The organism is Sphingomonas sanxanigenens DSM 19645 = NX02 (assembly GCF_000512205.2).
GTDB classification, from domain to species: Bacteria; Pseudomonadota; Alphaproteobacteria; order Sphingomonadales; family Sphingomonadaceae; genus Sphingomonas_D; species Sphingomonas_D sanxanigenens.
The window spans coordinates 2,185,140-2,212,103 of record NZ_CP006644.1 but is presented as its reverse complement, the minus strand read 5'-3'; the positions used below and the strand labels follow the sequence as shown (position 1 = coordinate 2,212,103).

The 26,964-nt window shown below is 67.6% G+C and carries 23 protein-coding genes; 7 read left to right on the top strand and 16 right to left on the bottom strand.

Annotation, left to right across the window (positions count from 1 at the left end; all coding sequences use genetic code 11):
* Window positions 1-60 precede the first annotated feature (60 nt).
* From NX02_RS10180 to NX02_RS10130, 12 genes are all read right to left on the bottom strand, one after another.
* Window positions 61-1,269, bottom strand: coding sequence for an ABC transporter permease (locus NX02_RS10180; protein WP_025292092.1), 1,209 nt, complete (start codon window positions 1,267-1,269; stop codon window positions 61-63).
* A gap of 2 nt (window positions 1,270-1,271) precedes the next feature.
* Window positions 1,272-2,000, bottom strand: coding sequence for an ABC transporter ATP-binding protein (locus NX02_RS10175; RefSeq protein WP_025292091.1), 729 nt, complete (start codon window positions 1,998-2,000; stop codon window positions 1,272-1,274).
* A gap of 4 nt (window positions 2,001-2,004) precedes the next feature.
* The gene (locus NX02_RS10170) at window positions 2,005-3,414 is read right to left on the bottom strand and encodes an efflux RND transporter periplasmic adaptor subunit (protein ID WP_025292090.1); all 1,410 of its coding nucleotides are present in this window, start codon (window positions 3,412-3,414) and stop codon (window positions 2,005-2,007) included.
* Window positions 3,411-4,826, bottom strand: coding sequence for an efflux transporter outer membrane subunit (locus tag NX02_RS10165; RefSeq protein WP_025292089.1), 1,416 nt, complete (start codon window positions 4,824-4,826; stop codon window positions 3,411-3,413). The genes NX02_RS10170 and NX02_RS10165 overlap by 4 nt, the downstream gene beginning before the upstream one ends.
* Window positions 4,827-5,110: 284 nt before the next feature.
* Entirely contained in the window at window positions 5,111-7,108 is a 1,998-nt protein-coding gene (locus tag NX02_RS10160; RefSeq protein WP_025292088.1) for an acetyl-CoA carboxylase biotin carboxylase subunit, read from the bottom strand.
* Between the two features lie 11 nt (window positions 7,109-7,119).
* Window positions 7,120-8,166 (bottom strand): biotin synthase BioB, encoded by a 1,047-nt coding sequence (gene bioB, locus NX02_RS10155; RefSeq protein ID WP_025292087.1) that lies wholly within the window; start codon window positions 8,164-8,166, stop codon window positions 7,120-7,122.
* The gene (gene scpA / locus NX02_RS10150) at window positions 8,163-10,319 is read right to left on the bottom strand and encodes a methylmalonyl-CoA mutase (RefSeq protein WP_025292086.1); all 2,157 of its coding nucleotides are present in this window, start codon (window positions 10,317-10,319) and stop codon (window positions 8,163-8,165) included. The genes bioB and scpA overlap by 4 nt, the downstream gene beginning before the upstream one ends.
* Window positions 10,316-10,720: a 3'-5' exoribonuclease domain-containing protein gene (locus NX02_RS10145; protein ID WP_158013983.1), complete on the bottom strand. Its 405-nt coding sequence runs from the start codon at window positions 10,718-10,720 to the stop codon at window positions 10,316-10,318. Before NX02_RS10145 ends, scpA begins: the two co-directional genes overlap by 4 nt.
* A 170-nt stretch (window positions 10,721-10,890) precedes the next feature.
* Entirely contained in the window at window positions 10,891-11,667 is a 777-nt protein-coding gene (locus NX02_RS10140) for an enoyl-CoA hydratase-related protein (protein ID WP_025292084.1), read from the bottom strand.
* Entirely contained in the window at window positions 11,664-12,104 is a 441-nt protein-coding gene (gene mce / locus NX02_RS10135) for a methylmalonyl-CoA epimerase (protein ID WP_025292083.1), read from the bottom strand. Before mce ends, NX02_RS10140 begins: the two co-directional genes overlap by 4 nt.
* A 4-nt stretch (window positions 12,105-12,108) precedes the next feature.
* Complete coding sequence (locus NX02_RS32360; protein ID WP_158013982.1) at window positions 12,109-12,513, bottom strand: hypothetical protein; 405 nt, start codon at window positions 12,511-12,513, stop codon at window positions 12,109-12,111.
* Between the two features lie 15 nt (window positions 12,514-12,528).
* On the bottom strand, window positions 12,529-14,061 hold the full coding sequence (locus NX02_RS10130; protein ID WP_025292082.1) for an acyl-CoA carboxylase subunit beta: 1,533 nt from the start codon (window positions 14,059-14,061) through the stop codon (window positions 12,529-12,531).
* Between the two features lie 123 nt (window positions 14,062-14,184).
* On the opposite strand from NX02_RS10130, the gene NX02_RS10125 reads away from it, so the two are divergent.
* The 6 genes from NX02_RS10125 to NX02_RS10100 all read left to right on the top strand — a co-directional run bounded on the left by NX02_RS10125 (window position 14,185) and on the right by NX02_RS10100 (window position 22,544).
* The gene (locus NX02_RS10125; protein ID WP_025292081.1) at window positions 14,185-15,591 is read left to right on the top strand and encodes a helix-turn-helix domain-containing protein; all 1,407 of its coding nucleotides are present in this window, start codon (window positions 14,185-14,187) and stop codon (window positions 15,589-15,591) included.
* 171 nt (window positions 15,592-15,762) lie between these two features.
* On the top strand, window positions 15,763-17,718 hold the full coding sequence (acs, locus tag NX02_RS10120; protein WP_025292080.1) for an acetate--CoA ligase: 1,956 nt from the start codon (window positions 15,763-15,765) through the stop codon (window positions 17,716-17,718).
* A 390-nt stretch (window positions 17,719-18,108) separates the two neighbouring features.
* Window positions 18,109-18,939, top strand: coding sequence for an alpha/beta fold hydrolase (locus NX02_RS10115; protein WP_025292079.1), 831 nt, complete (start codon window positions 18,109-18,111; stop codon window positions 18,937-18,939).
* Window positions 18,940-19,030: 91 nt separating this feature from the next.
* On the top strand, window positions 19,031-20,326 hold the full coding sequence (locus NX02_RS10110; protein WP_039997355.1) for an MFS transporter: 1,296 nt from the start codon (window positions 19,031-19,033) through the stop codon (window positions 20,324-20,326).
* Window positions 20,323-21,243 carry a cysteine synthase A gene (cysK, locus tag NX02_RS10105; RefSeq protein WP_025292077.1) on the top strand — a complete coding sequence of 307 codons (921 nt, stop codon included), beginning with the start codon at window positions 20,323-20,325 and terminating at the stop codon, window positions 21,241-21,243. The genes NX02_RS10110 and cysK overlap by 4 nt, the downstream gene beginning before the upstream one ends.
* Window positions 21,244-21,266: 23 nt before the next feature.
* Complete coding sequence (locus NX02_RS10100) at window positions 21,267-22,544, top strand: cell wall hydrolase (protein ID WP_025292076.1); 1,278 nt, start codon at window positions 21,267-21,269, stop codon at window positions 22,542-22,544.
* On the opposite strand, the gene NX02_RS10095 is transcribed toward NX02_RS10100, so the two are convergent.
* The 4 genes from NX02_RS10095 to hisI form a co-directional block, all read right to left on the bottom strand.
* Window positions 22,545-24,008 (bottom strand): PH domain-containing protein, encoded by a 1,464-nt coding sequence (locus NX02_RS10095; protein ID WP_025292075.1) that lies wholly within the window; start codon window positions 24,006-24,008, stop codon window positions 22,545-22,547.
* Window positions 24,005-24,469, bottom strand: a complete 465-nt coding sequence (locus NX02_RS10090; protein WP_084717689.1) for a PH domain-containing protein — start codon at window positions 24,467-24,469, stop codon at window positions 24,005-24,007. The genes NX02_RS10095 and NX02_RS10090 overlap by 4 nt, the downstream gene beginning before the upstream one ends.
* A gap of 67 nt (window positions 24,470-24,536) precedes the next feature.
* On the bottom strand, window positions 24,537-24,965 hold the full coding sequence (locus NX02_RS10085) for a MerR family transcriptional regulator (RefSeq protein ID WP_025292073.1): 429 nt from the start codon (window positions 24,963-24,965) through the stop codon (window positions 24,537-24,539).
* 41 nt (window positions 24,966-25,006) lie between these two features.
* Window positions 25,007-25,366, bottom strand: a complete 360-nt coding sequence (gene hisI / locus NX02_RS10080; protein WP_025292072.1) for a phosphoribosyl-AMP cyclohydrolase — start codon at window positions 25,364-25,366, stop codon at window positions 25,007-25,009.
* A 139-nt stretch (window positions 25,367-25,505) separates the two neighbouring features.
* Between hisI and purF the strand changes: the two genes are divergently transcribed.
* Window positions 25,506-26,963 (top strand): amidophosphoribosyltransferase, encoded by a 1,458-nt coding sequence (purF, locus tag NX02_RS10075; RefSeq protein WP_025292071.1) that lies wholly within the window; start codon window positions 25,506-25,508, stop codon window positions 26,961-26,963.
* Window position 26,964: the final 1 nt, after the last annotated feature.

Sequence of the window (26,964 nt, the reverse complement as noted above, 5' to 3'; positions counted from 1 at the left end):
GGCCCCGCCCCCCTCTGTGGATGGGCACCAGTTCGGTCTCGGTGCGCGCTACCCTGCCCTTCATTCGTGGCGCAGCGCATCGATCGGGTTGAGCCCGGCCGCGCGGCGCGCCGGAAAATAACCGAACACCACGCCGATCGCCGCCGAGATGCCGAAGGCGATCAGGTTGATCTGGGCATCGAACATCCATTTTACCTGCATCAGCGGCGCCAACAGCGCGATCGCAAGCTGCGCGATCAGCAGCCCGGCAAGGCCGCCCAGGCAGGACAGCACCACCGCCTCGACCAGGAACTGCATCAGCACCTCGCGCGCGACCGCGCCGATCGCGAGGCGGATGCCGATCTCGCGCGTCCGCTCGGTCACCGAGACGAGCATGATGTTCATGATGCCAATGCCGCCCACCAGCAGGCTGATCGCCGCGACCGCGGCGACGATGCGGGTCAGCAGCGTCGTCGTCCCCGTCAGCGTGTCGCTGATCTGCTTCGTGTCGAAGATGTTGAAATCATCCTGCTTGCCGCCGCTGATCCGGCGCCGCTCGCGCAGCAGGTCGGTCAGGCTGTCCTGCACCGTGGCGGTCGAATAGGCCTCGTCGACGCCGACGAGGATCAGGCGGATGTCCTGATTGCCGGTGAAGCGCCGCTGCACCGCCTTGATCGGCATCAGCACGATATCGTCCTGGTCGCCGCCGAACCCCGCCTGTCCGCGCGTCGAAAGCACGCCGATGACGTCGCACGAAATCCCGCCGATGCGGAAGCGCTGGCCGACGGCGCTGCCGCCGCGGAAGAGGTTGCGGCTCACCGTCGATCCGATGACGCACACCGCCTTGCCGGCCTGTTCCTCGGCCGGGGTGAACAGCCGTCCCTCGGTCAGCGGCCAGGGCTGCACCTCGAAATAGGCGGAGGTCGTGCCGTTGACGGTCGTCGACCAGTTGGCGCCCTCATAGATCGCCGTTCCGGTGGTCTGTGCCTGCGGCGCCACCGCGGTTACGCCGGCGACCTGATTGGCGATCGCATCGATATCCGCCGGATCGAAGTCGGGCGGCCGCGGCCCGCCACCGCCGCGGCCGAAGCCCTGGCCGGGACGGACCTGCAGGATGTTGGTGCCGAGCGCGGAGATCTGTTCCTGCACCGCCGAGGTCGTGGCGTTGCCGAGCGTCACCATCGTCACCACCGCGCCGACGCCGATGACGATGCCGAGCACGGTGAGGAACGAGCGCAGCAGATGCCGCCGGATCGAGCGGAGCGCGAGGATGAGCGTGGTACCGAACATCGTTACTTCTCCCCTCCCTCCCGCAAGCGGGAGGGGGACTGGGACTGCGTCTCGATCCGTTCCACCAGCCCGTCCTTGAAGTGCACGATCGTATGCGCGAAGGCCGCCATGTCCGGCTCGTGCGTCACCATCAGCACCGTGATGCCGCTGTTCTGGTTGAGATCGGTCAGCAATTCCATGATCTCCACCGATCGCTCGGAATCGAGATTGCCGGTCGGTTCGTCGGCAAGCAGCACATCGGGGTGCGTCACGATCGCGCGGGCGATCGCCACGCGCTGCTGCTGGCCGCCGGAAAGCTCGGCGGGGGTGTGATCCCACCAGTCCTTCAGCCCCACCTTGTCGAGCGCCGCCATCGCCAGATCGCGCCGCGCCTGCTTGGCATCGCCGCGATAGAGCAGCGGCAGCTCGACATTCTCGAGCGCGGTGGTGCGCGCGAGCAGGTTGAAGCCCTGGAACACGAAGCCGAGATATCTGCGCCGCAGCAGCGCGCGCTGGTCGCGATCGAGCGTCTCGACATGGACGCCGCGGAACAGGAATTCGCCGCCGCTGGGCACGTCGAGGCAGCCCAGCATGTTCATCGTCGTCGACTTGCCCGACCCCGAAGGCCCCATCACCGCGACGAAATCGCCCGCCGCGATGTCGAGGTCGACGCCTTTCAGCGCCTGGAACGCGGTCGGCCCCTCGCCATAGGTCTTGGTGACGCCGCGCAGGCGGATCAGCGGCTCGGCCATCGGATCAGCGCCCGCCACCGCCGCCGCTCCGCCGTGCACCGCCCTGCCCTGCGGCCGGGGCGGGCGCTTCGGCGCCGGCGGCGAGCTGACCGGTGATCACCTCCATGCCGGGCTTGAGGTCGCCGCCGGTCACCTCGGTAACGGCGCCGTTGGTGTCGCCGGTGGTCACCTGGATCGCGCGCGGCTGCCCGTCCTCACCCTTCACGTAGATCGTCTGCTGCGCGCCGCGGCCCACCGTCGCCGAGCGTTCGGCACCGCTGCTGCGTCCGCCGCGCGGCCGGCGCGGCATGATGGCGCCGGTGATGCCGCCCCCGCCGCCCGCCGCCGCACCGTCACCGGCAGCGGGCCGGAAACGCAGCGCCGCGTTGGGCACGAGCAGGACGTTCTTCTTCGTGACGGTGACGATGTCTGCGGTTGCGGTCATGCCCGGCCGCAGCAGCAGGTCGGGGTTGGAGACGGAAAGCGCCGCGGTATAGGCGACGACGGTCGAGGTCGAGCTCGTCGAGGTCGACGAGGAACTGGTCGAATCGCTGGCATTGGCGCCCAGGTCGACGCGCGTCACCTTCGCCGGGAAGTTGCGGCCGGGAAAGGCATCGACGGCGAAGTTGGCGTCCTGCCCCGCCTTCACCTGGCCGACATCGGCCTCGTCCACCTTCACCTCGAGCTCCATCTGCGAGAGATCCTCGGCGATCTGGAACAGCACCGGCGCGTTGAACGAGGCGGCGACGGTCTGGCCGGGCTCGATCTGGCGCGAGAGCACGACGCCGTTGACCGGCGACATGATGAACGCGCGCGACCGCTGCGTCTGGTTCGATGACAGCGCGGCATTGGCTTGCGCCACCGCCGCCTGCGCGGTCCGCACGCTGGCATTGGCCTGGGCGAGCTGCGCGCGGGCATTGTCGAGCTCGGTCTTCGCCGGCACGCGCCCGCCGGAGAGCCGCGAGACCTCCTCCAGCCGCGCCAGATTGGCGCGGGCGAGCTGCGCCGACGCCTGCGCCTGAGCGATCTGCGCCTGGCCCGACTGGACCTGCGCCCGGCTCTGCGCGATCGCATCGTCGAGCCGCGCGAGATCGAGCTTGGCGAGCACCTGCCCCTTCTTCACCCGATCATTGTTGTCGACATAGACGTCGGTGATCAGGCCCGACAGTTCGGAACCGACCTCCACCTGCACCGTCGGCTGGAGGTTGCCGGTGGCGGAGACGGTCACGGTGAGGTCGCCCGCCGCCGCCGCCTGCGTCGCATAACGCGGCGCTTCGTCACCGGCGAAGCAGCGCGAAAGCAGGAACAGCAGGATCAGCAGCACCGCGCCGATCGCGCCGCGGACCGCCCATTTGCGCCACTTCGGCTGCGGCTTCACCCCGAGAAAGTCGTCGACCGACTGGCCGGTAGAGGTCTGTGCGTTGGCGTCGGTCATGATCCGGTTCCGGTTGACGGGGCGAGCGGCTGCCAGCCGCCGCCGAGGGCGAGATAGAGTTGGACGAGCGCCTGCGCCTGCGCGGATTGCGCCTGCGTCAGCCCGTCGCGCGCCGAGAGCAGGGAGCGCTCGGCTTCGAGCAGGGTCTGGAAATCGGTGAGGCCGGCGCGATACTGGCTGCGCGCGTAGATCGCCGCCGCCTGCGACGCATCGCGCTGAACGCGCAACGCCGCCTGCCGCGCCTTGGCAGTGCGCAGCGCCACCAGCCCGTTCTCGACCTCCTCGAGGCCCGTCAGCACGGTCTGCTTGTAGGTCGCGAACGCGCCGTCGGCCGCGGCGCGCTGGCTGCGCACCTGCGCGCGCGCATTGCCGCCGTCGAAAATCAATTGCGAGAGCGATGCGAACAGGCCGCCGGTGATGACATCGGCAAGGCTGCCGAGCGACAGCGCCGAGGTGCCGACATTGCCGCTGAGCCCAAGCTGCGGATAAAGCTGCGCCTGCGCCACGCCGATCCGCGCGGTCGCCGCCGCGAGGTTGCGTTCCGCACGCTGCACGTCGGGGCGCTGGCGCAGCGTGTCTGCGGGGATGCCGACCGCGATGGTCTCGGGCCCCTGCGGAATATCGCGTGTATCCGTCAGCAATCCGTCGACCGCGCCGGGGGCCTGCCCGGTCAGCACCGACAGGCGGTTGGCGGCGCTGGCGAAGCTCTGTTCGAGCGTCGGGATCGTCGCCGCGGTCTGCGCGCGCTGCGCCCGCGCCTGTTCCGCGTCGATCGAGGAGACCAGCCCGGCCTGCACCCGGAAACCGGCGATCTCGAGATTGTCGTCCTGCGTCGCCAGCGTATCGCGTGCGATCGCGAGCCGCGCCTGCGCCGCGCGCGCCGTGACATAGTTGAGCGCGACCTCGGCGGCGATCGCCGTCCGCACATCCTCCATGTCATAGCCGCTGGCGGCCAGATCGGCGCGCGAGGCCTCGACCGAGCGGCCGATGCCGCCGAACAGGTCGAACTGCCACGAGGCATCCGCGCCGACCGAGAAGCTGCTGCTGTCGTTGAGATCGGAGTTGAAATTGCGTCCGGCGCCCGCCGAGCCGCCGACCAGCGGCGCATATTGGCTGCGCGCCTGGACCAGCGCCTCGCGCGCCTGCCGCAGCCGGGTCAACGCGGCGGCGATGTCGAGATTGCCCGACAGCGCCCGGTCGACCAGCCCGGTCATCACCGGATCGTCGAACCGCGTCCACCATGCCGACAGATCCTCGGGCCGCGCGGCATCGGCCTCCGGCGTGCTGTAGCGCTCGGGCACGCCCAGGTCGGCGCTTGTGGCCGGGCGATAATCCGGCCCCACCTGGCAGCCGGCCAGCGCCGCCAGCGCCAGCACGCCGCCGATCGCCCGTGATGTCGTACCGAAACCCATCCTTGTGTCCGTTATCCTGCCGCAACGAGTGAGCGCCCAACGCCTAGATGGCGAATGCGGCGGCAGGCAGAAACAGGAAAATTGTCGCAATTTGTATGAGATGTTTCAGAGTGTGGCTGATGAGCTATGCCGATCAAACCACTGAAAATGCATGATTAATAGAAAAACCCGCACGGCGGGGCGGCACCGCGCGCGGACACAAGTCGCGACATATTGGGACGGAAATGAGCGGCGAACGACCATCGCCTCCCCGAGCAAGGCGCCGGGGAGGAATGTCGCAGCCCTCACTCCATCTCGAGGATCACCGCATCCACCGCCAGGCTCTCGCCCTTCGCGGCGGACACGCTCTTGACCACCCCGGCCTTCTCGGCGCGCAGGATATTTTCCATCTTCATCGCCTCGACCACCGCGAGCGGCTGTCCGGCCTCCACCGTGTCGCCGGCGCCGACGTGAAGCTGCACCAGCAGCCCCGGCATCGGGCACAGCAGGAATTTCGACAGATCGGGCGGCACCTTCTCGATCATGTGGCGGGAGAGTTCGGCGATATGCGGCTTGAGCACCGTCGCCCGATGCGACGCGCCATGGCTGTTGAGCCGCCAGCCGCGCTTGTCGGCCGCCACCTTCGCCACCAGCGGTCGCGGCCCGATCGCACCGTCGAACAGCCGCTGGCCGTTGACCCACTGCCCCGCGATCGCCTCGCGCGGGCCGCCGTCCACCTCGACCACCCAATTGCCGGTGGCGTGGCTCAGCTGCACGCGATGCTCGGCGCTGCCGATCCGCACCACCCAATTGCCGGGCACCGCCACGTCGCCGTTCAGCTGCCCGTCGATCTGCACAGCGCGCAGCGCCTGATGGTGCTGCGCCAGCGCCGCCACCGCGGCGAGGTCCGCCACCAGCGCCGGCGCCGCAGGGGCACCGGCGAAACCGTCGGGATATTCCTCGGCGATGAAGCCCGTGGTCAGCGCGCCGGAACGGAAGCGCGGGTGCTGCATCAGCGCCGAGAGGAAATCGATATTGTGCCCCGGCCCCTCCAGCACGAAGCGGTCGAGCGCCGCCACCTGCTTGTCCGCCGCCTCGTCGCGGGTCTGGCCGTAGGTCACCAGCTTGGCGATCATCGGATCGTAGAAGATGCTGACCTCGCCGCCTTCCGCGACGCCGTCGTCCACGCGCACGCCGTCGCCCTCGGGGGGCGGGCGATAGCGGACGAGCCGGCCGGTGGAGGGCAGGAAGCCGCGATAGGGATCCTCGGCATAGACGCGGTTCTCGATCGCCCAGCCGGTCAGCGTCACGTCGTCCTGGCTGAAGCCGAGCGCCTCGCCATTGGCGACGCGGATCATCTGCTCGACCAGATCGAGCCCGGTGACGAGCTCGGTCACCGGATGCTCCACCTGCAGGCGGGTGTTCATCTCGAGGAAGTAGAAGCCCTGCCCCGTCGTGTCGGCGCCGCTGACGATCAGTTCGACCGTGCCGGCGGAATAATAGCCCACCGCCCGCGCCAGCGCGACCGCCTGCTCGCCCATCGCCTTGCGCATTTCGGGCGTGACGAAGGGCGACGGCGCCTCTTCCACCACCTTCTGGTGACGCCGCTGGATCGAGCATTCGCGCTCGCCGAGATAGACGATGTTGCCGTGCTGGTCGCCCAGCACCTGGATCTCGATGTGGCGCGGGCTCTCGATGAACTTCTCGATGAACACGCGATCGTCGCCGAAGCTGGCGAGCCCCTCGCGCTTGGTCGCCTCGAAGCCCTCGCGGACGTCCTTCTCCGAATAGGCCAGCCGCATGCCCTTGCCGCCGCCGCCGGCCGAGGCCTTCATCATCACCGGATAGCCGATGTCGTCGGCGATCCTCACCGCCTCGTCGGTATCGGCGATCTCGCCCAGATAGCCGGGAACGACGTTGACGCCGGCCGCCTTGGCCAGTTTCTTGGATTCGATCTTGTCGCCCATCGCGGTGATCGCGCCCACCGGCGGGCCGACGAAGACGATGCCTTCCTTCGCCAGCGCCTCGGCGAAGCTCGTCCGCTCGGAAAGGAAGCCATAGCCCGGATGCACCGCATCCGCCCCGGTCGCCTTGCAGGCGGCGATGATCTTGTCGGCGACCAGATAGGAGTCGCTCGCCGGCGAGGGGCCGATGTGCACCGCCTCGTCCGCCATCTCGACATGCGGCGCGCGCGCATCCGCGTCCGAATAGACCGCGACGGTGGCGATACCCATCCTGCGCGCGGTGCGGATCACACGGCAGGCGATCTCGCCGCGATTGGCGATCAGGATCTTCCTTATCAAGTCTCTCTCCCCTATTCGGCTGCCTCGGCGACGCGCATCGGCTCCGCCGCCGCCATGGGCTTGATGCCCAGCCTGGCGAACAAGGCGGCATCCGCATTGTCGCCGGCATTGGCGGTGGTCAGCAGCCTGTCACCGGTGAAGATGGAATTGGCGCCCGCCATGAAGCACAGCGCCTGCGTCGAATCCGACATGCTCTCGCGCCCGGCCGAAAGCCGGACCATCGACTGCGGCATGGTGATGCGCGCGACCGCGACGGTGCGGACGAACTCGATCTCGTCGATCTTCGCCAGCGGCGTGTCGGCCAGCATGTCGCCCAGCACCGTGCCCTTCACCGGCACCAGCGCGTTGACCGGCACGCTCTCGGGATGGTGCGGCAAGGTCGCCAGCGCATGGATGAAGCCGACGCGGTCGGCGCGGGTCTCGCCCATGCCGACGATGCCGCCCGAACAGACATTGATGCCCGCGCTACGGACATGGTCGAGCGTGTCGAGCCGGTCCTGGAAGGTCCGCGTGGTGATGACGTTGCCGTAATTCTCGGGGCTCGTGTCGATATTGTGGTTGTAATAGTCGAGCCCGGCCTCGCTGAGCTGCGCCGCCTGGCCCGGCGTCAGCATCCCCAGCGTCATGCAGGTTTCCATGCCCATCGCGCGCACGCCCTTCACCATCTCGACGATGGCGGGCATGTCGCGATCCTTGGGGTTGCGCCACGCCGCGCCCATGCAGAAGCGCGACGAGCCATTGTCCTTCGCCTGCGCCGCCGACTGCAGCACCGCGCGGACGTCCATCAGCTTCGACGCCTTGAGATCGGTGTCGGCCCCCGCGGACTGGTTGCAATAGCCGCAATCCTCCGGGCAGCCGCCGGTCTTGATGGAGAGCAGGGTCGAAAGCTGGACCGCGCCGGCGGTATGGTTGGCGCGGTGGACGGTCTGCGCCCGGAACATCAGTTCGTCGAACGGCAGGTCGAACAGCGCCGCGATCTCGTCGCGGGTCCAGTCGTTCCGAACCTCCGCTCCGGCATGCGAGACGGAGGGGGACTGGTGCGGGTGCGACTGGTTCATTCTGCGGCCTCTTCAAAATCGGCTGGGGGCATGTTGTGGCCGAGCAGGCGCAGCACGTCCGCCGCGCACTCGACCACATTGGATCCCGGCCCATAGATGCCCTGCACGCCGGCCTCACGCAGAAAATCATAATCCTGCGGCGGGATCACCCCGCCGGCGATCACCTTCACGTCCTGCCGCCCGCGCGCGCGCAGCAGGTTGATCAGTTCGGGGATCAAGGTCTTGTGCCCCGCCGCCAGCGACGATGCGCCGACCACGTCGGCACCGCTGTCGAGCGCCAGCACCACCGTTTCCTCCGGTGTCTGAAACAGCGGGCCGGAAACGATCTCGAACCCCATGTCGCCGAACGCCGAGGCGATCACATTGGCGCCGCGATCATGCCCGTCCTGCCCCATCTTGGCGACGAGGATCCTGGGCTTGCGGCCCATGCGCCGCTCGACCGCGGCAACGCCGTCCACCACCTGCCGCCAGCGGCTGTCATCCTTGTAGGGCGCGGCATAGACGCCCTTCACAGGCGTCGGCACGGTGGCGTAGCGGTCGAAGCTCACCTCCATCGCCGCGGAAATCTCGCCCAATGTCGCGCGCGCACGCGCGGCGTCGACGGCGAGCGCGAGCAGGTTGTTCTCGATGCTCGATGGCGCGGCGGCCCCCCGGCGCAGCGCATCCAGCGCGGCGCGGCACGCCGCATCGTCGCGGCTCGCCTTCACCTGGTTGATCCGCGCGATCTGCGCCTCGCGGACCCTGCTGTTGTCCACCTCCAGCGTTTCGAGCAGATCCTCGTTGGCGAGGCGATATTTGTTGACGCCGACGATCACGTCCTCGCCGCGATCGACCCGCGCCTGGCGCGCCGCCGCGGCTTCCTCGATCATCGCCTTGGGCCACCCGGCAGCAACCGCCTTGGCCATGCCGCCATCGGCCTCGACCTTCTCGATGATCGCCCACGCCTTGTCGACCAGCTCCTGCGTCAGCGCCTCGATGTAATAGGAGCCGCCGAGCGGATCGACGACCTTGGTCATCCCCGTCTCTTCCTGGATCACGATCTGCGTGTTGCGCGCGATCCGGGCGGAGAAGTCGGTGGGCAGCGCGATCGCCTCGTCGAGCGCGTTGGTGTGGAGCGACTGGGTGCCGCCCAGCATCGCCGCCATCGCCTCGATCGTGGTGCGGATCACATTGTTGTAGGGATCCTGCTCGGTCAGCGACACGCCCGAGGTCTGGCAATGCGTGCGCAGCATCTTCGAGCGCTCGTCCTTCGCGCCGAGATTGGTCATCACCCGGTGCCACAGCACCCGCGCCGCGCGCAGCTTCGCGATCTCCATGAAGAAGTTCATGCCGATCGCGAAGAAGAAGCTCAGCCGCCCGGCGAACTTGTCGATGTCGAGGCCCGAGGCGACGCCGTAGCGGACATATTCGGCGCCGTCCGCGATCGTGAACGCCAGCTCCTGCACCTGCGTCGCCCCGGCTTCCTGCATGTGATAGCCGGAGATCGAAATACTGTTGAATTTCGGCATGTTACGCGACGTATATCCGAAAATGTCGGAGATTATCCGCATGCTCGGTTCGGGCGGATAGATATAGGTGTTGCGGACCATGAACTCCTTGAGGATGTCGTTCTGGATGGTCCCGTCGAGCTGCGCGGTCGGCACGCCCTGTTCCTCGCCGGCGACGATGAAGAAGGCGAGGATCGGGATCACCGCGCCGTTCATCGTCATCGAGACGGACATCTTGTCGAGCGGAATGCCGTCGAACAGGATCTTCATGTCCTCGACGCTGTCGATCGCGACCCCGGCCTTGCCGACGTCGCCGACCACGCGCGGATGGTCGCTGTCATAGCCGCGGTGCGTCGCGAGATCGAACGCGACCGACAAGCCCTTCTGCCCGGCCGCGAGGTTGCGGCGGTAGAAGGCGTTGGATTCCTCGGCGGTCGAGAAGCCGGCATATTGCCGGATCGTCCAGGGGCGCCCGGCATACATGCTGGCCCGCACGCCGCGGGTGAACGGCGCGAAGCCGGGCAGGCCCGGGTCGACCGAAACATCGTCCTGCGTATACAAGGGTTTGACGGATATGCCTTCCGGTGTCTGCCAGGTCAGATCCTTGCCCTTCACCTCCTTGGCGGCGGCGGCTTCCCAGGCGGCGATGGTCGGCTTGTCGGTCATGCGGTTGCCACTCCCTGGCGTTTCGCTCCTGCCGGGATCGAGAGCGCCTTGAGTTGATCATATTGGGTGAGGATTGAGAGCAAGGCCTCTGCGTTGCCCTTCGCATCGTTCAGCGGATCATGATCATGCGCGGTCTGCCGCCGCTTCTTCCATCCGGAAACATTGCCGGCGTTTCCACTCAGCCCTGCATACAGGTCACCGATGCGTCGCCCTGAATGGCCGAAGGGGTTGGCACGACCCGCCACCTGAAAACCGTGGTGGATCCATTGCCAATCGAAGGCAGGATTGTCCGACCAGAAGATCAGCCGATCGGCGCCGAGTTCGACAAGCCAATCGTCGAAGGCGGTCAAGGCATCACCTAAGGTCACCGACGCCGCTGCGACATGCGCCTCACGTGACATGCCGATCGATGCATAGGCGCCATCGGCGTAGCGATCACAGAGAGGCGCGATGATCGGTGATCGGAAGCCGCGTTCAAGCCCCGGCTCCACGACAACCGCCCCGAAATTGATCAGATCACCGAAGCCGGGGCAGGGCCCGGATGCTTCGCAATCGACGATGATATGTGCTTTCACCGTCCCTTGAACTCCGGCTTGCGCTTCTCGGTGAAGGCCAGCACGCCTTCGAGGAAGTCGGCGCTGCGGCCGGCGATGTGCTGGTTGGCGGCTTCGACCGCGAGCGTTTCGGTCAGCGTGCCGTCGAGCGCCACGCCCACCTGCTTGCGGATCATGCCCAGCGCCAATGTCGGCATCGCCGCGAGCTTGGCCGCCAGCGCCTGCGCGGTCTCCATCAGCGCCTCATCGTCGACGACACGCGTCACCAGCCCGGCATCGCGCGCATCCGCCGCGGTCATCCGCTCGCCGAGCAGCGCCATTTCCAGCACCTTGGCGCGGCCGGCAGCCTTGGCGATCAGCCAGGTCGCGCCGGCATCGGGCACCAGCCCGATATTGGCGAAGGCCAGCAGCAGATAGGCGGAGCGCGCCATCACGATGATGTCGCCCGACAGCGCCAGCGACGCGCCGGCGCCCGCCGCGGGGCCGTTGATCGCGCTGACGATCGGGATCGGCAGCGAGGCGATCAGTTCGATCACCGGGTGATAATGGGCGTCGAGCAGCTTGCCGAGGTCGGGGATGCCGGTGGTGATGTCGCCCAGTTCGGCACCCGAGCAGAAGGCGCGCCCCTCGCCGGTCAGCAGCACCGCGCGCGCGCCGTCGCTCACCGCGCGCTGGAAGGCGCGGCGCAACTCACCGAGCAGGTCGGGCGTGATCGCGTTCAGCCGGTCCGGCCGGTTGAGCCGGATCGTCGCGACGCTGTCCGCCAGCGCATAAAGGATCGGCGCGTCGCTCAATGCCCCTCTCCCTTCGGGCTCTCCATGATCTCGGTCAGGATCCCGCCCATATCCTTGGGGTGGACGAAGAAGATCGGCGTGCCGTGCGCGCCGATGCGCGGCTCGCCGAGCACCTTGGCGCCCTTCGCCTCGAACCAGGCCTTGGCGGCGTGAATGTCGGGCACCTCATAGCAGATATGGTGCTGGCCGCCCGCGGGGTTCTTCGCGAGGAAGCCGCTGACCGCCGATTTTTCGCCGAGCGGCTCGATCAGCTCGATCTGCGTGCCCGCGGTGCCGCCCTGCCCCGGCGTGTCGACGAAGCACACCTTCACGCCCTGCGCGGGCAGGTCGAACGGATCGTGGATCTTCGTCGCGCCCATCACGTCGCGATAGAAGGCGATGCTGGTCTCGATCGACGGTGTCGCGACGCCGACATGGTTGAGACGGCCGAGTTTCATTTGATCATTCCTTTATCAAACCGAATTGATCTCTCATCAATTCGACCGCCGCCGTCTCAACATCATTCAATTCTCTGCCGAACACTGGGTCAGAGAGGGCTTTTTCCATAAGCGCCTTTGCCTCACCAAGTCGTGTCTCCTGCCACAACTGATTGACTCTGGTCATAGTTCTGTAGAACTGAATATAAACTGGATCGACCCCATATGGTCCGGGCGGAGGAAGTTCAATCGCCGCAGCCACGTCCACGTCAGAGAACTTTTTCCCTGACCTGATGTGCGATATAGCCCGTTGATTAACCCCAAAATAGGAAGCGATTGCTTCATTCTTGTCGCCGCGATCGATCATTCCTTTAATTAGACGAGCATCGCTCGGAGTGAGCTCTTCGTCGTCGCCATAAATCTTGCTCACAGCAACTCCCTCCACTTACAGCGGAATGTTGTCGTGCTTCTTCCACGGGTTTTCGAGCTGCTTGTTGCGCAGCTTGCGAAGCCCCAGCGCGATCCGCTTGCGGGTCGAATGCGGCATGATCACCTCGTCGATGAAGCCCTTCGCCGCCGCCACGAACGGGTTGGCGAAGCGGTCCTCATATTCCTTGGTGCGCGCGGCGATCTTCTCGGGATCCTTGATGTCCTGCCGGAAGATGATCTCCACCGCGCCCTTGGCGCCCATCACCGCGATCTCGGCGGTCGGCCACGCATAGTTGAGGTCGCCGCGCAGATGCTTGGACGACATCACGTCATAGGCGCCGCCATAGGCCTTGCGGGTGATCACCGTGATCTTGGGCACCGTCGCCTCGGCATAGGCGAACAGCAGCTTGGCGCCATGCTTGATGATGCCCGAATGCTCCTGGCCGACGCCCGGCAGGAAGCCCGGCACGTCGACGAAGGTGATGATCGGGATCTCGAACGCATCGCAGAAGCGCACGAAGCGCGCCGCCTTCTTCGAAGAGTTGATGTCGAGGCAGCCCGCCAGCACCATCGGCTGGTTGGCGACGATGCCCACCGTGCGGCCCTCGACGCGGCCGAAGCCGATCAGGATATTGCCGGCATGCGCGGGCTGCAGTTCGAAGAAATCGCCTTCGTCCAGCACCTTCCGGATCAGCTCGTGCATGTCGTAGGGCTGGTTGGCGCTCGCCGGGATCAAGGTGTCGAGGCTATGCTCCATCCGGTCCCACGGATCGTCGGTCGGCCGCGCCGGCACCGCCTCGCGGTTGGAGGCGGGCAGGAAGTCGATGAAATCGCGCGCCGCCAGCAGCGCGTCGATGTCGTTCTCGAACGCCACGTCGGCCACCGAGGATTTGGTGGTGTGGGTGATCGCGCCGCCCAGTTCCTCCTGGGTCACGATCTCGTTGGTGACGGTCTTCACCACGTCCGGCCCGGTCACGAACATGTAGGAACTGTCCTTCACCATGAAGATGAAGTCGGTCATCGCCGGCGAATAGACCGCGCCGCCCGCGCACGGCCCCATGATCAGCGACAGCTGCGGCACCACGCCGGAGGCGAGCACGTTGCGCTGGAACACCTCGGCATAGCCGGCCAGGCTGGCGACGCCTTCCTGGATGCGCGCGCCGCCGCTGTCGTTGAGGCCGATCACCGGCGCGCCGACCTTCATCGCCATGTCCATGATCTTGCAGATCTTGGTCGCGTGCCGTTCCGAAAGCGCGCCGCCGAACACGGTGAAATCCTGGCTGAACACATAGACCAGCCGGCCGTTGATCGTCCCGGATCCGGTGACGACGCCGTCGCCCGGGATCTTGTTGCCCTGCATGCCGAAATCGACGCAGTTATGCTCGACATACATGTCGAGTTCCTCGAACGAATCCTCGTCGAGCAGCACCTCGACCCGCTCGCGCGCGGTGAGCTTGCCCTTGGCGTGTTGCGCGTCGATCCGCTTCTGCCCGCCGCCCATGCGCGCCGCCGCGCGCTTCGCTTCGAGCTTCTCGATGATCTCCAGCATCGCGTCCCCTTGGAATTGCGGCAACAGAAGGCTGCCCTTTCATCTTTTCGCACCATCGGGCAAATGTGAATTTGCAAAATTGCGAAACGAAGGTTTGCAAAGTCTGTGAATGACGAAGCACGGATATCCGCGAAGCGGCGCCATTTCGTAGGGGCGCGGCTGCGTGCGTTGCGGATTCGCGAGGGGCTGGGGCAGGCCGCGATGGCGGCGCGCCTCGACCTTTCGGTCAGCTATCTCTCGCAGCTCGAGAACGACGATCGCCCGCTGACCCCCGCGGTGATCGCCCGGCTGGCGGCCGCCTTCCCGCTCGACTGGCGCATCTTCGATGCCGACGATGCCGATCGCCGCGCCGCCGCGCTGCGCGAGGCGATCGCCGATCCGCTGTTCGACGGTCCCCCGCCGCCCGCGGATGCGCTCCACCGCGCCGCCACGCAGCAGCCCGTGCTCACCGAGCGCTTCATGACCCTGCACGCCGCCTATCGCCGCGCCGAGGAACGGTTGCAGATCATCGACGATGCGATCTCCTCCGGCGTCCAGGGCAGCGAACGCCTACCGTGGGAGGAGGTTCGCGACTGGTTTCACGAAGCCGGCAATTATATCGACCCGATCGACCGGGCCGCCGAGGCGCTCGCCGGCGAACTCGGCGCAAACGCAGGCGAGACCGCGATCATCGCGCGCCTCTCCGGCCATCACGGCATCAGGCTGGTGCCGCCGTCCGACGATGCCCCGCTCAGGCGGCTCGATCGCGCCGCGGGCACGCTTGCGATCGATCGCGCGCTGCCGCCCGAAAGCCGCCGCTTCATGCTCGCGCTGCAACTCGCCGCGATCGAACTGGAAGCGCCGATCGCCGCGGTCGCCGGCTCGGCGCGGCTGCGCTCGGACGTCGCGCAGAACATTCTCGCCTCGGGCCTCGCCAACTATGCGGCGGGCGCGCTGCTGATGCCCTATGAGGCGTTCCGCGCCGCCGCGCGCGCGATGCGGCACGATATCGATCGGCTGCGGCAGGGCTTCGGCGTCAGCTTCGAACAGGCCTGCCACCGCCTCTCCACGCTCCAGCGCCCGGGCGCGCGCGGCATTCCCTTCTTCTTCTGCCGCGTCGACATGGCCGGCAACATCACCAAGCGCCATTCGGCGACCCGCCTGCAGTTCGCCCGCTTCGGCGGCGCCTGCCCGCTGTGGATCGTCCATGAAGCGGTGGCGATCCCCGATCGCATCCTCGTCCAGCTCGCCGAGACGCCCGATGGCGTGCGCTATGTGTCGATGGCGAAGGGGCTGGTGAAGCCGAGCGGCAGCTATGCCCGCGCGCCGCGGCGCTACGCGGTCGCGCTCGGCTGCGAAGCGGAACATGCCGCCGAGTTCATCTATGCCGACGGCCTCGATATCGCCTCGACGACCGCGGCGACGCCGATCGGCATCTCCTGCCGGCTGTGCCCGCGCGCGGATTGCGACCAGCGCGCCTTTCCGCCTGCCGATCGCACCATCCTGGTCGACCCCGACGTCCGCGAGGTCGTGCCCTATCGGGTGAGTTGAGGGGAGTTAAGGGAGTGTTAGGGGGGAGTTAAGGGGACTTAGGGGGGCGTTGGGTGCGCCTTGCCCGTCGCAAGAACGAGAATCGCCGCGCTTGCCCCTTCCCCCGCGCGGCACCTTTTGGCACATCGGCGGCCCCGGCATGTGCCAGCCAAGAGAGAGGATGCCGCAACGATGGCCGATCCCGACCTGTTTCCCGTTCCCACCGAATGGGCCGAGGGTGCCCGTGTGGACGCAGCGGCCTATGCCGATCTCCACGCCCGCTCGCTCGCGGACCCGGACGGGTTCTGGCTGGAGAAGGCGGGGCGGCTGGACTGGATCACCGCGCCGACGGTGGCGGGCGACTGGTCGTTCGCCGAGGATGATTTCCACATCGAATGGTTCGCCGACGGCGTGCTCAACGTCTCGGCCAATTGCATCGACCGCCACCTCGCGACCCGCGCCGAGCAGACCGCGATCCTCTGGGAGCCCGACGATCCCAAGGCCGAACCGCGCCGCTACACCTATGCCCAGCTCCACGCCGAGGTCTGCCGCTTCGCCAATGTGCTGAAGGCGGCCGGCGCGAAGAAGGGGGACCGGATCACGATCTACCTGCCGATGATCCCCGAGGCGGCGTTCGCCTTGCTCGCCTGCGCGCGGATCGGTGCGGTCCATTCGGTGGTGTTCGGCGGCTTCTCGCCCGAGGCGCTGGCCGGCCGCATCACCGATTGCGACAGCAATATCGTCGTCACCAGCGATGGCGGCCGCCGCGGCGGCAAGCAGGTGCCGTTGAAGGCCAATGTCGACGCCGCGCTCCACCACTGCACCAGCGTGCAGTCGGTCGTCGTCGTCAAGGCGACCGGCGCCGAGGTGGCGATGACCGAAGGCCGCGACATCTGGTATCATGAGGCGGCCGAGACGGTTCCCGCCGACTGCCCGCCGGAGCCTATGAAGGCGGAGGATCCGCTGTTCATCCTCTACACCTCGGGCTCCACCGGCAAGCCAAAGGGCGTGCTCCACACCACCGGCGGCTATCTGCTGTGGGCGAGCTACACCCACGAGCTCTGCTTCGACTATCGCGCCGGCGACATCTGGTGGTGCGCCGCCGACATCGGCTGGGTCACCGGCCACACCTATATCGTCTACGGCCCGCTCGCCAACGGCGCGACGACCCTGATGTACGAAGGCGTCCCCAACTGGCCGACGCCGTCGCGGATCTGGGAGGTGTGCGACCGGCACCAGGTCCACACCGTCTTCACCGCGCCCACGGCGCTGCGCGCGCTGATGAAGGAGGGCGACGAGTTCGTCACAAGAACAAGCCGTAAGTCTTTGAAATTGCTTGGCACGGTCGGCGAACCGATCAACCCCGAGGCTTGGCGCTGGTATCATGGCGTGGTCGGCGAGGGTCGCTGCCCGATCATCGACACCTGGTGGCAGACCGAGACCGGCGGCGCGATGATCGCGCCGCTGCCGGGCGCGACCGACCTCAAGCCGGGATCGGCGACCAGGCCGATGCCCGCGGTCGATCCCGAGATCGTCGATGCCGAAGGCAAGGTGCTGGAGGGGGCGGCCGAGGGCAATCTCGTCATCGCCGGATCATGGCCGGGCCAGATGCGCACCGTCTGGGGCGATCATGCGCGTTTCTTCCAGACCTATTTCACCACCTATCGCGGCAAATACACCACCGGCGACGGCGCCCGCCGCGATGCCGACGGCTATTACTGGATCACCGGCCGCGTCGACGACGTGATCAACGTCTCGGGCCACCGCATGGGCACCGCCGAGGTGGAAAGCGCGCTGGTGCTCCACGCGAAGGTCGCCGAGGCCGCGGTCGTCGGCATGCCGCACGACCTCAAGGGCCAGGGCATCTACGCCTATGTGACGCTCAACGCCGGCGAGGAAGCGTCGGACGCGCTGCGCCAGGATCTGGTGAAGTGGGTGCGCATGGAGATCGGCCCGATCGCCACGCCCGACGCGATCCAGTTCGCCCCCGCCCTGCCCAAGACCCGCTCGGGCAAGATCATGCGCCGCATCCTGCGCAAGATCGCCGAGGGCGAGGTTTCGGCCCAGGCGCTGGGAGACACGTCGACGCTCGCCGATCCATCGGTGGTGGATGATCTCGTGGCGAACCGGGTGATGAAGGCGGCGTGACGACGACTTGCCGCCCCCCGGGCGGCAGCGGCGGGGCGATCCGGCGTCTTCCCGCGATTCACGACGATGCGCGTCTCCGATAGAAATGCGGATCGACCGACGTCCACCGGCGTCGGTCGAAGGCGCGGTGACTCCGCGCAGGGGCCGGGAAGAGGCATGGACAGGCTGCAATCCACTGTAACCCGTGTCACCTTCGCGCGGTCCGCCCGGGGTATGACCGGGGTGCGACCGGGGTCGATGCATGTTTTTTCGCTCCCCGGGGCCGCGCCGACCCGCGTGCTGTCGCCGCGATGACGCAAAACGGTCATCGTGCCGTCGCGTCGGCGGCGGAGGAACGAGGGTGATGGCGCCGCGTTGCGCTGACGACCCTTTTCCCAGGAGATGACCCCAATGGCCTATGTCGAAACCCGCGACGGCACCGAACTCTATGTCAAGGAATGGGGCGAAGGGCGGCCGGTCATCCTGATCCACGGCTGGCCGCTTTCCGCGGACAGCTGGGACGATCAGTCGCTCGCGCTGGCCGAGGCGGGTTTTCGCGCCATCGCCTATGACCGCCGCGGCTTCGGCCGCTCCGAGCAGCCGGCGCACGGCTATGACTATGATACGCTGGCGGACGATCTCGCCGACGTGATGGAAGCGATGGACGCCGAGGATGGCGCCGCCATCGTCGGCTTCTCGATGGGCGGCGGCGAGGTCGCGCGCTACATGACCCGCCATGAGGGCGCCGGCGTCGAGCAGGCCGCGCTGATCGCCGCGGTCACCCCGTTCCTGCTGCAGACCGGCGACAATCCCGACGGCGCGCCGGCGAGCGTGTTCGAGGAGATCAAGGCCGGCATCAAGGCCGACCGCTCCGGCTTCTTCAAAGGCTTCATGCGCGATTTCTACGGCGTCGGCGCGCTCGGCGCGGCGGTCGGCAGCCATGAGGGTCTCGTCGAATGGTCCGTCCAGCTCGCGATGCAGGGCGGGCTGCTGCCGACGCTCGCCTGCGTCGATTCCTGGTCGAGCACCGACTTCCGGCCCGACATGGGCGCGTTCGAGGTGCCCACGCTCGTCATGCACGGCACCGCCGACGCCACCGTGCCGATCGCGCTGGCGGCCCGCAAGGCGGCGGCGATGATCGCCAGCAGCGAGCTGATCGAGATCGACGGCGGCCCGCACGGCCTCCTCGCCACCCACAAGGATGAGGTTTCGGCGGCGCTGATCCGCTTCCTGCGCGCCTGATCCGCTACGAGCGCGCGGCGAAGCCATACTATGGTCGCTGTAACCACAGCGATCATTGCCTTTGCCGCGCGCTCCCTTCTACAGCGCCCGCGTGGACAAGACTCCGGACAAGCTCCCTTCCCCTCTCTCCTTCCGCGACTTTCGTTGCTATTGGGCGGCACGGCTTTCGACCACGCTGTCGCAGAACGCGATGGTCATCGTCATCGGCTGGCAGGTCTATGATTTCTCGCGCACCAGCCTGGGGATGAACCCGCGCGAGGCCGCGCTGCAGCTCGGCCTCGTCGGCATCTTCCAGTTCGTGCCGCTGCTGGCGCTGACCCTGATCGTCGGCTGGGTGGCGGATCGCGTCGACCGGCGCTGGGTGGCGCGCGGCGCGGTGGCGCTGGAGGCGGCGTGCGCGGCGATGCTCGCGATCCTCACCTTCACGAACACCATCACATTGCCCGCGCTGTTCGGCGTCGCGGCGCTGCTCGGCGTGGCGCGCGCCTTTGCCGGCCCGGCGCTGCAGGCGCTGGCCCCCAACCTCGTGCCCAAGGCGGTGCTGCCCTCGGCGATCGCGCTCAGCTCGGTCGCGTGGCAGTGCGGCGCGGTGTTCGGCCCCGCGATGGGCGGCTATCTCTATGCCGCCAAGCACTGGCTGCCCTACGCGATCTGCACCGGCCTGTTCGCGACGAGCTTTCTGATGCTCTCGCTGATCCGGCCGGTCGCACGCAGCACGATCAGCGGCCCGGCCAACCCCTGGGCGCAGATGATCGACGGGCTCCATTACGTCCGCCGCAACCGGCTGGTGCTGGGCGCGATCTCGCTCGATCTGTTCGCGGTATTGCTGGGCGGTGCGACCGCGATGCTGCCGATCTATGCCCGCGACATATTGCAGGTCGGCGCCGAAGGCCTCGGCCATCTGCGCGCCGCGCCCGCACTCGGCGCGGTGGCGATGGGCGCCTGGTTCGCCTGGCGCCCGCTGAAGACCGGGGTCGGCATCAAGCTGCTGATCGGTGTCGCCGCGTTCGGCGCGGCCACCATCGTCTTCGGCCTCTCGCGTTCGATGCCCTTGTCGCTCGCCGCGCTTGCGGTGCTGGGCGCCGCCGACATGATGTCGGTCTATGTCCGCCAGTCGCTGATCCAGCTCTACACGCCCGACGATATGCGCGGCCGCGTCGGCGCGGTTTCGACCCTGTTCGTCTCGGGCTCGAACGAACTGGGCGAGGCGGAATCGGGTTTCCTCGCCGCGGCGATCGGCCCCGTCGCAGGCGTCGTCGTTGGGGGGATAGGCGCGATCATCGTCGCCGCTCTATGGTCTGTCTGGTTTCCGGAGATTCGCCGGGCACGCAATTTCGCGCCGCCCGAGACGCTCGAGGACGCCCCGCTGGAGGAGAAGCGCATATGAAAGCCGCGAACATCCTGGAGACGATCGGTAATACGCCGCACATCCGCATCAGCCGGCTGTTCGGAGATGCCGAGGTGTGGATCAAGTCCGAACGATCCAATCCCGGCGGATCGATCAAGGATCGCATCGCGCTGTCGATGATCGAGGATGCCGAGAAGTCCGGCGCGCTCCAGCCCGGCGGCACGATCGTCGAGCCGACCAGCGGCAACACCGGCATCGGCCTCGCGATGGTCGCGGCGGTCAAGGGCTACAAGCTCATCCTCGTCATGCCGGAAAGCATGTCGATCGAACGCCGGCGGCTGATGCTCGCCTATGGCGCCAGCTTCGACCTTACCCCGCGTGAGAAGGGCATGAAGGGCGCGATCGAGCGCGCGATCGAGCTGGTCGAGCAGACCCCGGGCGCGTGGATGCCGCAGCAGTTCGAGAATCCCGCGAACATCTCGGTCCATGTCGAGACCACCGCGCGCGAGATCCTCAACGATTTCGCCGAGACTCCGCTCGACGCGCTGGTCACCGGCGTCGGCACCGGCGGCCACATCACCGGCACCGCGCAGGTGCTGAAGGCGCAGTGGCCCGGTCTCAAGGTGTTCGCCGTCGAACCGACATTGTCTCCGGTGATCTCCGGCGGCCAGCCCGCGCCGCACCCGATCCAGGGCATCGGTGCCGGCTTCGTGCCCGCCAACCTCCACACCCAGCTGCTCGATGGCGTCATCCAGGTCGATCCCGCCGACGCCAAGGAGATGGCGCGCCGCGCCGCGCGCGAGGAAGGCATGCTGGTCGGCATCAGTTCGGGCGCGACACTCGCGGCGATCGCGCAGAAGCTCGCCGAACTGCCGGCGGGCAGCCGCGTGCTAGGCTTCAACTACGACACCGGCGAGCGCTACCTGTCCGTGCCGGACTTCCTGCCGGAGGCGTAAGCCTCCCGCAGTTCATACCAGCCATGACCGCTGCCACCACCAGTCCGCCGGACCGGCTCGCATGGCTGCTGCCGCTCGTCTTCGCGGCCGGGCTGGTGATGGCGGCGTGGCTGGTCGTCGCGGGTCCGCGCCCGTCGCCGACGGTTCCCAGGCGCGGTGCGGTGGCCGCCTCGGCCACCGCGGCGGTTCGGCCGCCGACGCCGCCACCCGCGATCGAGCCGCTCGAACTGAAGCCCGTCGACGCCACCGATGCGGTTGCGATCAACGCGGCGGTACCCTTCTCGACCGCGCCCAATCCGGCGGCCGTGCCGTTTCGCTTCTCAGGCTCGGACGAGGATCGCGCCCGCTCGATCGACTGCCTCGCCGCGGCGATGATCTACGAAGCGGGCGCGGGCGATGATGAGGGCCAGCGCGCGGTCGGCCAGGTCGTGCTCAACCGCGTCCGTCACCCGGCCTATCCGAAGTCGGTCTGCCGCGTCGTCTTCCAGGGATCCGAACGGACGACGGGCTGCCAGTTCACCTTCACCTGCGATGGCGCGCTGGCGCGCGCGATGCCGGAAGCCGCGTGGCGCGACGCGCGGCTGCGCGCCGCCGCCGCGCTCGACGGCCGCGTCTATGCCGCGGTCGGCTATGCCACGCATTACCACACCAACTGGGTGGTGCCCTATTGGAGCTCCAGCCTTGACAAGATCGCGCAGGTCGGCACGCACCTGTTCTTCCGCTGGAGCGGCTGGTGGGGCACGCCGGCGGCCTTCCGTGGCCGCATCGGCGGTGAGGAACTGTCCGTCGCCAAGCTGGCGGGCTATTCGACCGTCCACGCCGGTGCCGCGCCGACGCGGATGGTGGATGGCGAACTGGTCGCCGATTATGCCGCTGTCCCGGCGAGCACGCCGCGCGAGCTGACCCAGCAGGGCGGCGACACCTTCGTCATCACGCTCGATCGCGGTGCCTCCGCCGACAGCTATGCGAGCCTTGCGATCAAGACCTGCGGCGAGCGCAGCTATTGCAAGGTGATGGGCTGGACCGATGCCGCCGCCACACCGCGCACTCCGGCGGATGCCGAGAAGGCGCGCGCCTCGATGTCGTTCAGCTTCCTGCGCAACCGCGAGGCGGGGTTCGAAAAGCCGTTGTGGAATTGCGCGCAGTTCAAGCGCCGCGATCCGCGCCAGTGCATGAAGACGCCGGTCGGCGCGCCGCTCGGCGATCAGCCGCTGCGCCGCGTGCCGGGCTGGCGCGACAATGCCGGCTTTGCCGCGGAGGACGTTGAGCGGATTGCGGCGCCGGTCGCGCAGCCGGACTGATCAGCGCCGCAGCGCTGCCTCGCGCAGCGCATCGAACAGCGCCCCGGCATCGACCTCCCGCAGATCCTCGACGATCGGGTTGGAGAGCATCGTGCCGCCCGCGACGTCAGCGACCACCGAGGCAAGCCCCAGCCGCCGCTGCAGCCAGCCGCGCCGCAATTCGACGAGTTGAATGCGCTTGACCGGCACCAGCCACAGCCGACGCCGCCACCAGCCGCGCTGGATGAACAGCATGTCGCCATCGAGCCGATAGCGATGCCGCCGCCGTTCGAGGACGATCAGCACCGCGCCGAGCGCGACGAGGACGAGCGCGCTCCAAACCCAGGGTTGGAACAGCCCCGCGACGAGGATCGCGATGAGGGGCAGGCCGATGCGCGGTCCCAGCGCCCGCCAGATATGCCGGCGCGACACGGGCTGCAAAACGCCCGGCGCTGGCAGGCGCAACAGGCGGGATGTCGCCAGCACCGCCGCAATCTCCGTATTGCCGGCCAGCGGCGCAGCGGCCTGGCGACCGCCATCGGCCTTGCCACCCTCCCCCAATGTCTGCAGCAGCAGCGCCGACCAACCGGCCGCCGCGCGGATCGGCCCGCTCTCGACCACGCCGAGCTGCACCCGCCGCGCCGGGATCACAACCTCGCTGCGCGTGAACAGACCGCGCTCGCGGCGGAATCCGCCATCCTCCGCGAGCAGCCGAAAACCATATTCTCGCGACAATGCCCGAGCGACACCGGCGACCACGCCCAGCAGCACGGCAACCATCACCACGGCCACGGCGAGCAGCGGCGTCAGCAGTCCGGCCGTCGCCCGGTCACGCGCCGCATCGAGGTAAAGTTCTGGATCGTCGAGGTCGAAGGGCAGGAAATTATCGAGCGTGTTCAGCGCCGCGAAGATCGCCGCGATATAGACCAGCGAGAAATTGAACGCCCCGAGCAGCAGCACGCGCGGCAGGCGCATCGCAAAGATCGCATCACGCTTGCGCTCGACCGCGATCACGCCCGGGCTGCTCACGGCCCCGCCGTCGCGCGCCGCACGGATCGCCGCGCGCAGCCGGTCCGCTTCGGCCAGGCTGACACTGTCGAGCACGCCCTCGTCGCGCCCGGCCGCCCCGGTCTCGACGCGGACGCGCGCGAGGCCGAACAGCCGGTGCAGCGGCCGGCGCTCGATATCGACATCCTGGATGCGATCGAAGGGGATGGTGCGCCGCGTGCGCCCGATCATGCCATGCTCGATCACCAGCCCATCCGCGCCGATACCATAGCGAAACTGCCGCCAGCGCAGCCATGCCAGCACGGCAAGCAACGCCGCCGCACCTGCCGCTATCGGCAGCAGCATGTGCCAGCCCAGGCCGCTCGCACGCGTCGCGATCAGCGGCAGGATCACCACCATCTGCGGCAGCCCCTTGATGAAGCCGATCAGCGCTGTGCCGGGATGGAGCCGCCGGTCGGCGACGTCATCCATGCTCATTCGGGCTCCTGCCGGATATGGCTGCGGATGCGGTCGCGCATCGCTTCCGCCGCGTCGCGGGCCAGCCCGGGCAGCACGACGAGACTGTGCGCGGTACCCGCGGTGTGGAGCACCAGTTGCGCGACGCCGAAACCGCGCTCGATCGGCCCCTGCGCGACGTCGATGTGCTGGACGCGCTTGAACGGCACCACCGTCCGCACCTCGGTCCACACGCCATGCGCGATCAGCAGCGCATCCGCGTCTTCCTCATAGCCCCAGGCGGCAAAGCGCCGCCCCGGGGCGATCAGCACCGGCCAGACCAGTAACACGGCGCCGACGAGCGGCGGCAACCATGCCGGCCAGCCGAATTCCGACTGGATGAAGAAGCCGCCGACGATGGCCGGCACGATCAGAACGCATCCCAAGATCGCGGCCCTGATCCGCATCACCCAAAGCTGGCCCGGTTCGAGTCGCGTCATCATGGCTCCGGCGTCGTGGCAAACAGGCGCGCCGTGTCGCACGGAAACGGATTGGATTGGAGGCAGAAGTTCAGCGGCTGGCGTCGGACTCCGCCTTCTTCACCATCGCGACGAAGCGGATCAGTTCGTCGATTGCGGCGTCGATATCCTCGCGCTGGCGCTTGAGCAGATCGATCCGCGCCTCGCACTTCTCGATCGTCACGCGGCGCTGGACATGCCGGCCATCGCCGATGTCGTAGAGGTCGATCATCTCGCGGATCTCGCCCAGGCTGAAGCCGACGCGCTTCGCGCGCAGGATCCACGCCAGCCGTGCCCGGTCGCGCTTGGTGTAGATGCGGCTGAGGCCGCGCCGTGTCGGCGCGATCAGCCCCTCATCCTCGTAGAAACGCAGCGCCCGCGCCGTAACGTCGAACTCCTCGGACAGGTCCGAGATCGTGTACTCGGCGCGATCCTGCGGATCGGGCGTGTCCACCTGGGCGTGATGCAGGGCAGTCGACATGCTGCGCATCATATTAACGTTGACGTGAACGTCAAGCGCACTCAGTCGCGGACCAGCGTCGTCCCGTCGATCCGCCGGAAGAAGCAGGTGTCGGCGCCGGTGTGGCAGGCCGGCCCGGCCGGCTCCACCTTCAGCCACACGCAATCCTGATCGCAGTCGATCCGCGCCTCGACGACGCGCATGACGTGCCCGGAGGTCTCCCCTTTCTTCCACAGCCGCCCGCGACTGCGCGAAAAGAAGGTCGCCTCCCCGCTCTCGAGAGTCGTCGCCAACGCCTCTTCGTTCATGTGGGCGATCATCAAAAGCGCGCCGCTTTGGTGATGCGTAAGCACCGCGGTCAGCAGGCCGTTGGAATCAAATTTCGGATCGAGCGTGCTACTCGCGTCGCGGGGAACGTTCATGGCGCCATAAGCGCACAAAAAGGCGGCTCGCCAAGCCCCCGTTCTCCATTTGCGGGGGAGCATGTGACAAACAGGCGACAAACCCGCTCCCCCTCCCTATATGCGCGCCAACTGCGATGAGGGAACGGGCCGCCCCGCCATGCTGACGACACACCCATTCGATGATGACAAGCTGCGCGAGGAGTGCGGCATTTTCGGCGTCTGGGGCGCCGAAAAAGCGGCGGCGATGGTCGCCCTGGGGCTGCATGCGCTGCAGCACCGCGGACAGGAAGCCGCCGGCATAACCAGCTTCGATGGCCGTGAGTTCCACACGCTGCGGGCGATGGGCCACGTCGCCGGAAACTTCGACAAGGATGATGCGATCCGCAAGCTGCCGGGCGAGATCGCCTGCGGCCATGTGCGCTATTCGACGACCGGCGAAACCGCGCTGCGCAACGTCCAGCCGCTGTTCGCCGACCTTGCGACCGGCGGCTTCGCCATCGCCCACAACGGCAACATCTCCAACGCGATGAAGCTGCGCCGCGATCTCGTGCGCAACGGTTCGATCTTCCAGTCCACCTCGGACACCGAGACGATCATCCACCTCGTCGCGACCTCGACCTACCGGACCCTGCTCGACAAATTCATCGATGCGCTGCGCCAGGTGGAAGGCGCCTATTCGCTGATCTGCATGACCAACGAGGGCATGATGGCGTGCCGCGATCCGCTGGGCATCCGCCCGCTGGTGATGGGCCGTCTCGGCAAGTCGGTGATCTTCGCCTCCGAAACCGTAGCGCTCGACGTGGTGGGCGCCGAATTCGAGCGGCAGGTCGATCCCGGCGAGATCGTGATCGTCACCGAGGGCGAGGTCCGTTCGATCCGCCCGTTCGGCTCGATCCATCCGCGCCCGTGCATCTTCGAGCATGTCTATTTCTCGCGGCCCGATTCGATCGTCGACAGCAAGAGCGTCTATACCGTCCGCAAGGCGATCGGTGCGCAACTCGCGCTCGAAAGCCCGGTCGAGGCCGATCTCGTCGTGCCGGTGCCCGACTCGGGCGTGCCGGCGGCGCTCGGCTTCGCGCAGGCGTCCGGCATTCCGTTCGAACTGGGCATCATCCGCTCCCACTATGTCGGCCGCACCTTCATTCAGCCCGGCGATCAGGTTCGCCACCTCGGCGTGAAGCTGAAGCACAATGCCAACCGCGAACTGATCGGCGGCAAGCGCGTGGTGCTGATCGACGATTCGATCGTGCGCGGCACCACCAGCCTCAAGATCGTCCAGATGATGCGCGATGCCGGCGCCGCCGAAGTGCATATGCGCATCGCCAGCCCTCCGACCCGCCACAGCTGCTTCTACGGCGTCGACACGCCCGAGCGCGCCAAGCTGCTCGCCGCGCAATATGATGTCGCGGGCATGACCGACTTCATCAGTGCGGACAGCCTGGCGTTCATCTCGATCGGCGGGCTCTACAAGGCGCTGGGCGAGGCGCAGCGTGCCGATGTTCGTCCGCAATATTGCGACGCCTGCTTCACCGGCGACTATCCGACGCGACTGACCGACCAGGATGATCTGGGCCCGGTCGACCAATTCTCGCTGCTCGCCGAGCGTGTGATCTGAT

Bases quoted from the DNA above. Each gene is read 5' to 3' on its own strand.
- NX02_RS10180 (WP_025292092.1), bottom strand. From the start codon at position 1,269: ATGTTCGGTACCACGCTCATCCTCGCGCTCCGCTCGATCCGGCGGCAT.
- NX02_RS10175 (WP_025292091.1), bottom strand. From the start codon at position 2,000: ATGGCCGAGCCGCTGATCCGCCTGCGCGGCGTCACCAAGACCTATGGC.
- NX02_RS10170 (WP_025292090.1), bottom strand. From the start codon at position 3,414: ATGACCGACGCCAACGCACAGACCTCTACCGGCCAGTCGGTCGACGAC.
- NX02_RS10165 (WP_025292089.1), bottom strand. From the start codon at position 4,826: ATGGGTTTCGGTACGACATCACGGGCGATCGGCGGCGTGCTGGCGCTG.
- bioB (WP_025292087.1), bottom strand. From the start codon at position 8,166: ATGAACCAGTCGCACCCGCACCAGTCCCCCTCCGTCTCGCATGCCGGA.
- scpA (WP_025292086.1), bottom strand. From the start codon at position 10,319: ATGACCGACAAGCCGACCATCGCCGCCTGGGAAGCCGCCGCCGCCAAG.
- NX02_RS10145 (WP_158013983.1), bottom strand. From the start codon at position 10,720: ATGTCACGTGAGGCGCATGTCGCAGCGGCGTCGGTGACCTTAGGTGAT.
- mce (WP_025292083.1), bottom strand. From the start codon at position 12,104: ATGAAACTCGGCCGTCTCAACCATGTCGGCGTCGCGACACCGTCGATC.
- NX02_RS10130 (WP_025292082.1), bottom strand. From the start codon at position 14,061: ATGCTGGAGATCATCGAGAAGCTCGAAGCGAAGCGCGCGGCGGCGCGC.
- acs (WP_025292080.1), top strand. From the start codon at position 15,763: ATGGCCGATCCCGACCTGTTTCCCGTTCCCACCGAATGGGCCGAGGGT.
- NX02_RS10115 (WP_025292079.1), top strand. From the start codon at position 18,109: ATGGCCTATGTCGAAACCCGCGACGGCACCGAACTCTATGTCAAGGAA.
- cysK (WP_025292077.1), top strand. From the start codon at position 20,323: ATGAAAGCCGCGAACATCCTGGAGACGATCGGTAATACGCCGCACATC.
- NX02_RS10100 (WP_025292076.1), top strand. From the start codon at position 21,267: ATGACCGCTGCCACCACCAGTCCGCCGGACCGGCTCGCATGGCTGCTG.
- NX02_RS10095 (WP_025292075.1), bottom strand. From the start codon at position 24,008: ATGAGCATGGATGACGTCGCCGACCGGCGGCTCCATCCCGGCACAGCG.
- NX02_RS10090 (WP_084717689.1), bottom strand. From the start codon at position 24,469: ATGATGACGCGACTCGAACCGGGCCAGCTTTGGGTGATGCGGATCAGG.
- NX02_RS10085 (WP_025292073.1), bottom strand. From the start codon at position 24,965: ATGTCGACTGCCCTGCATCACGCCCAGGTGGACACGCCCGATCCGCAG.
- hisI (WP_025292072.1), bottom strand. From the start codon at position 25,366: ATGAACGTTCCCCGCGACGCGAGTAGCACGCTCGATCCGAAATTTGAT.
- purF (WP_025292071.1), top strand. From the start codon at position 25,506: ATGCTGACGACACACCCATTCGATGATGACAAGCTGCGCGAGGAGTGC.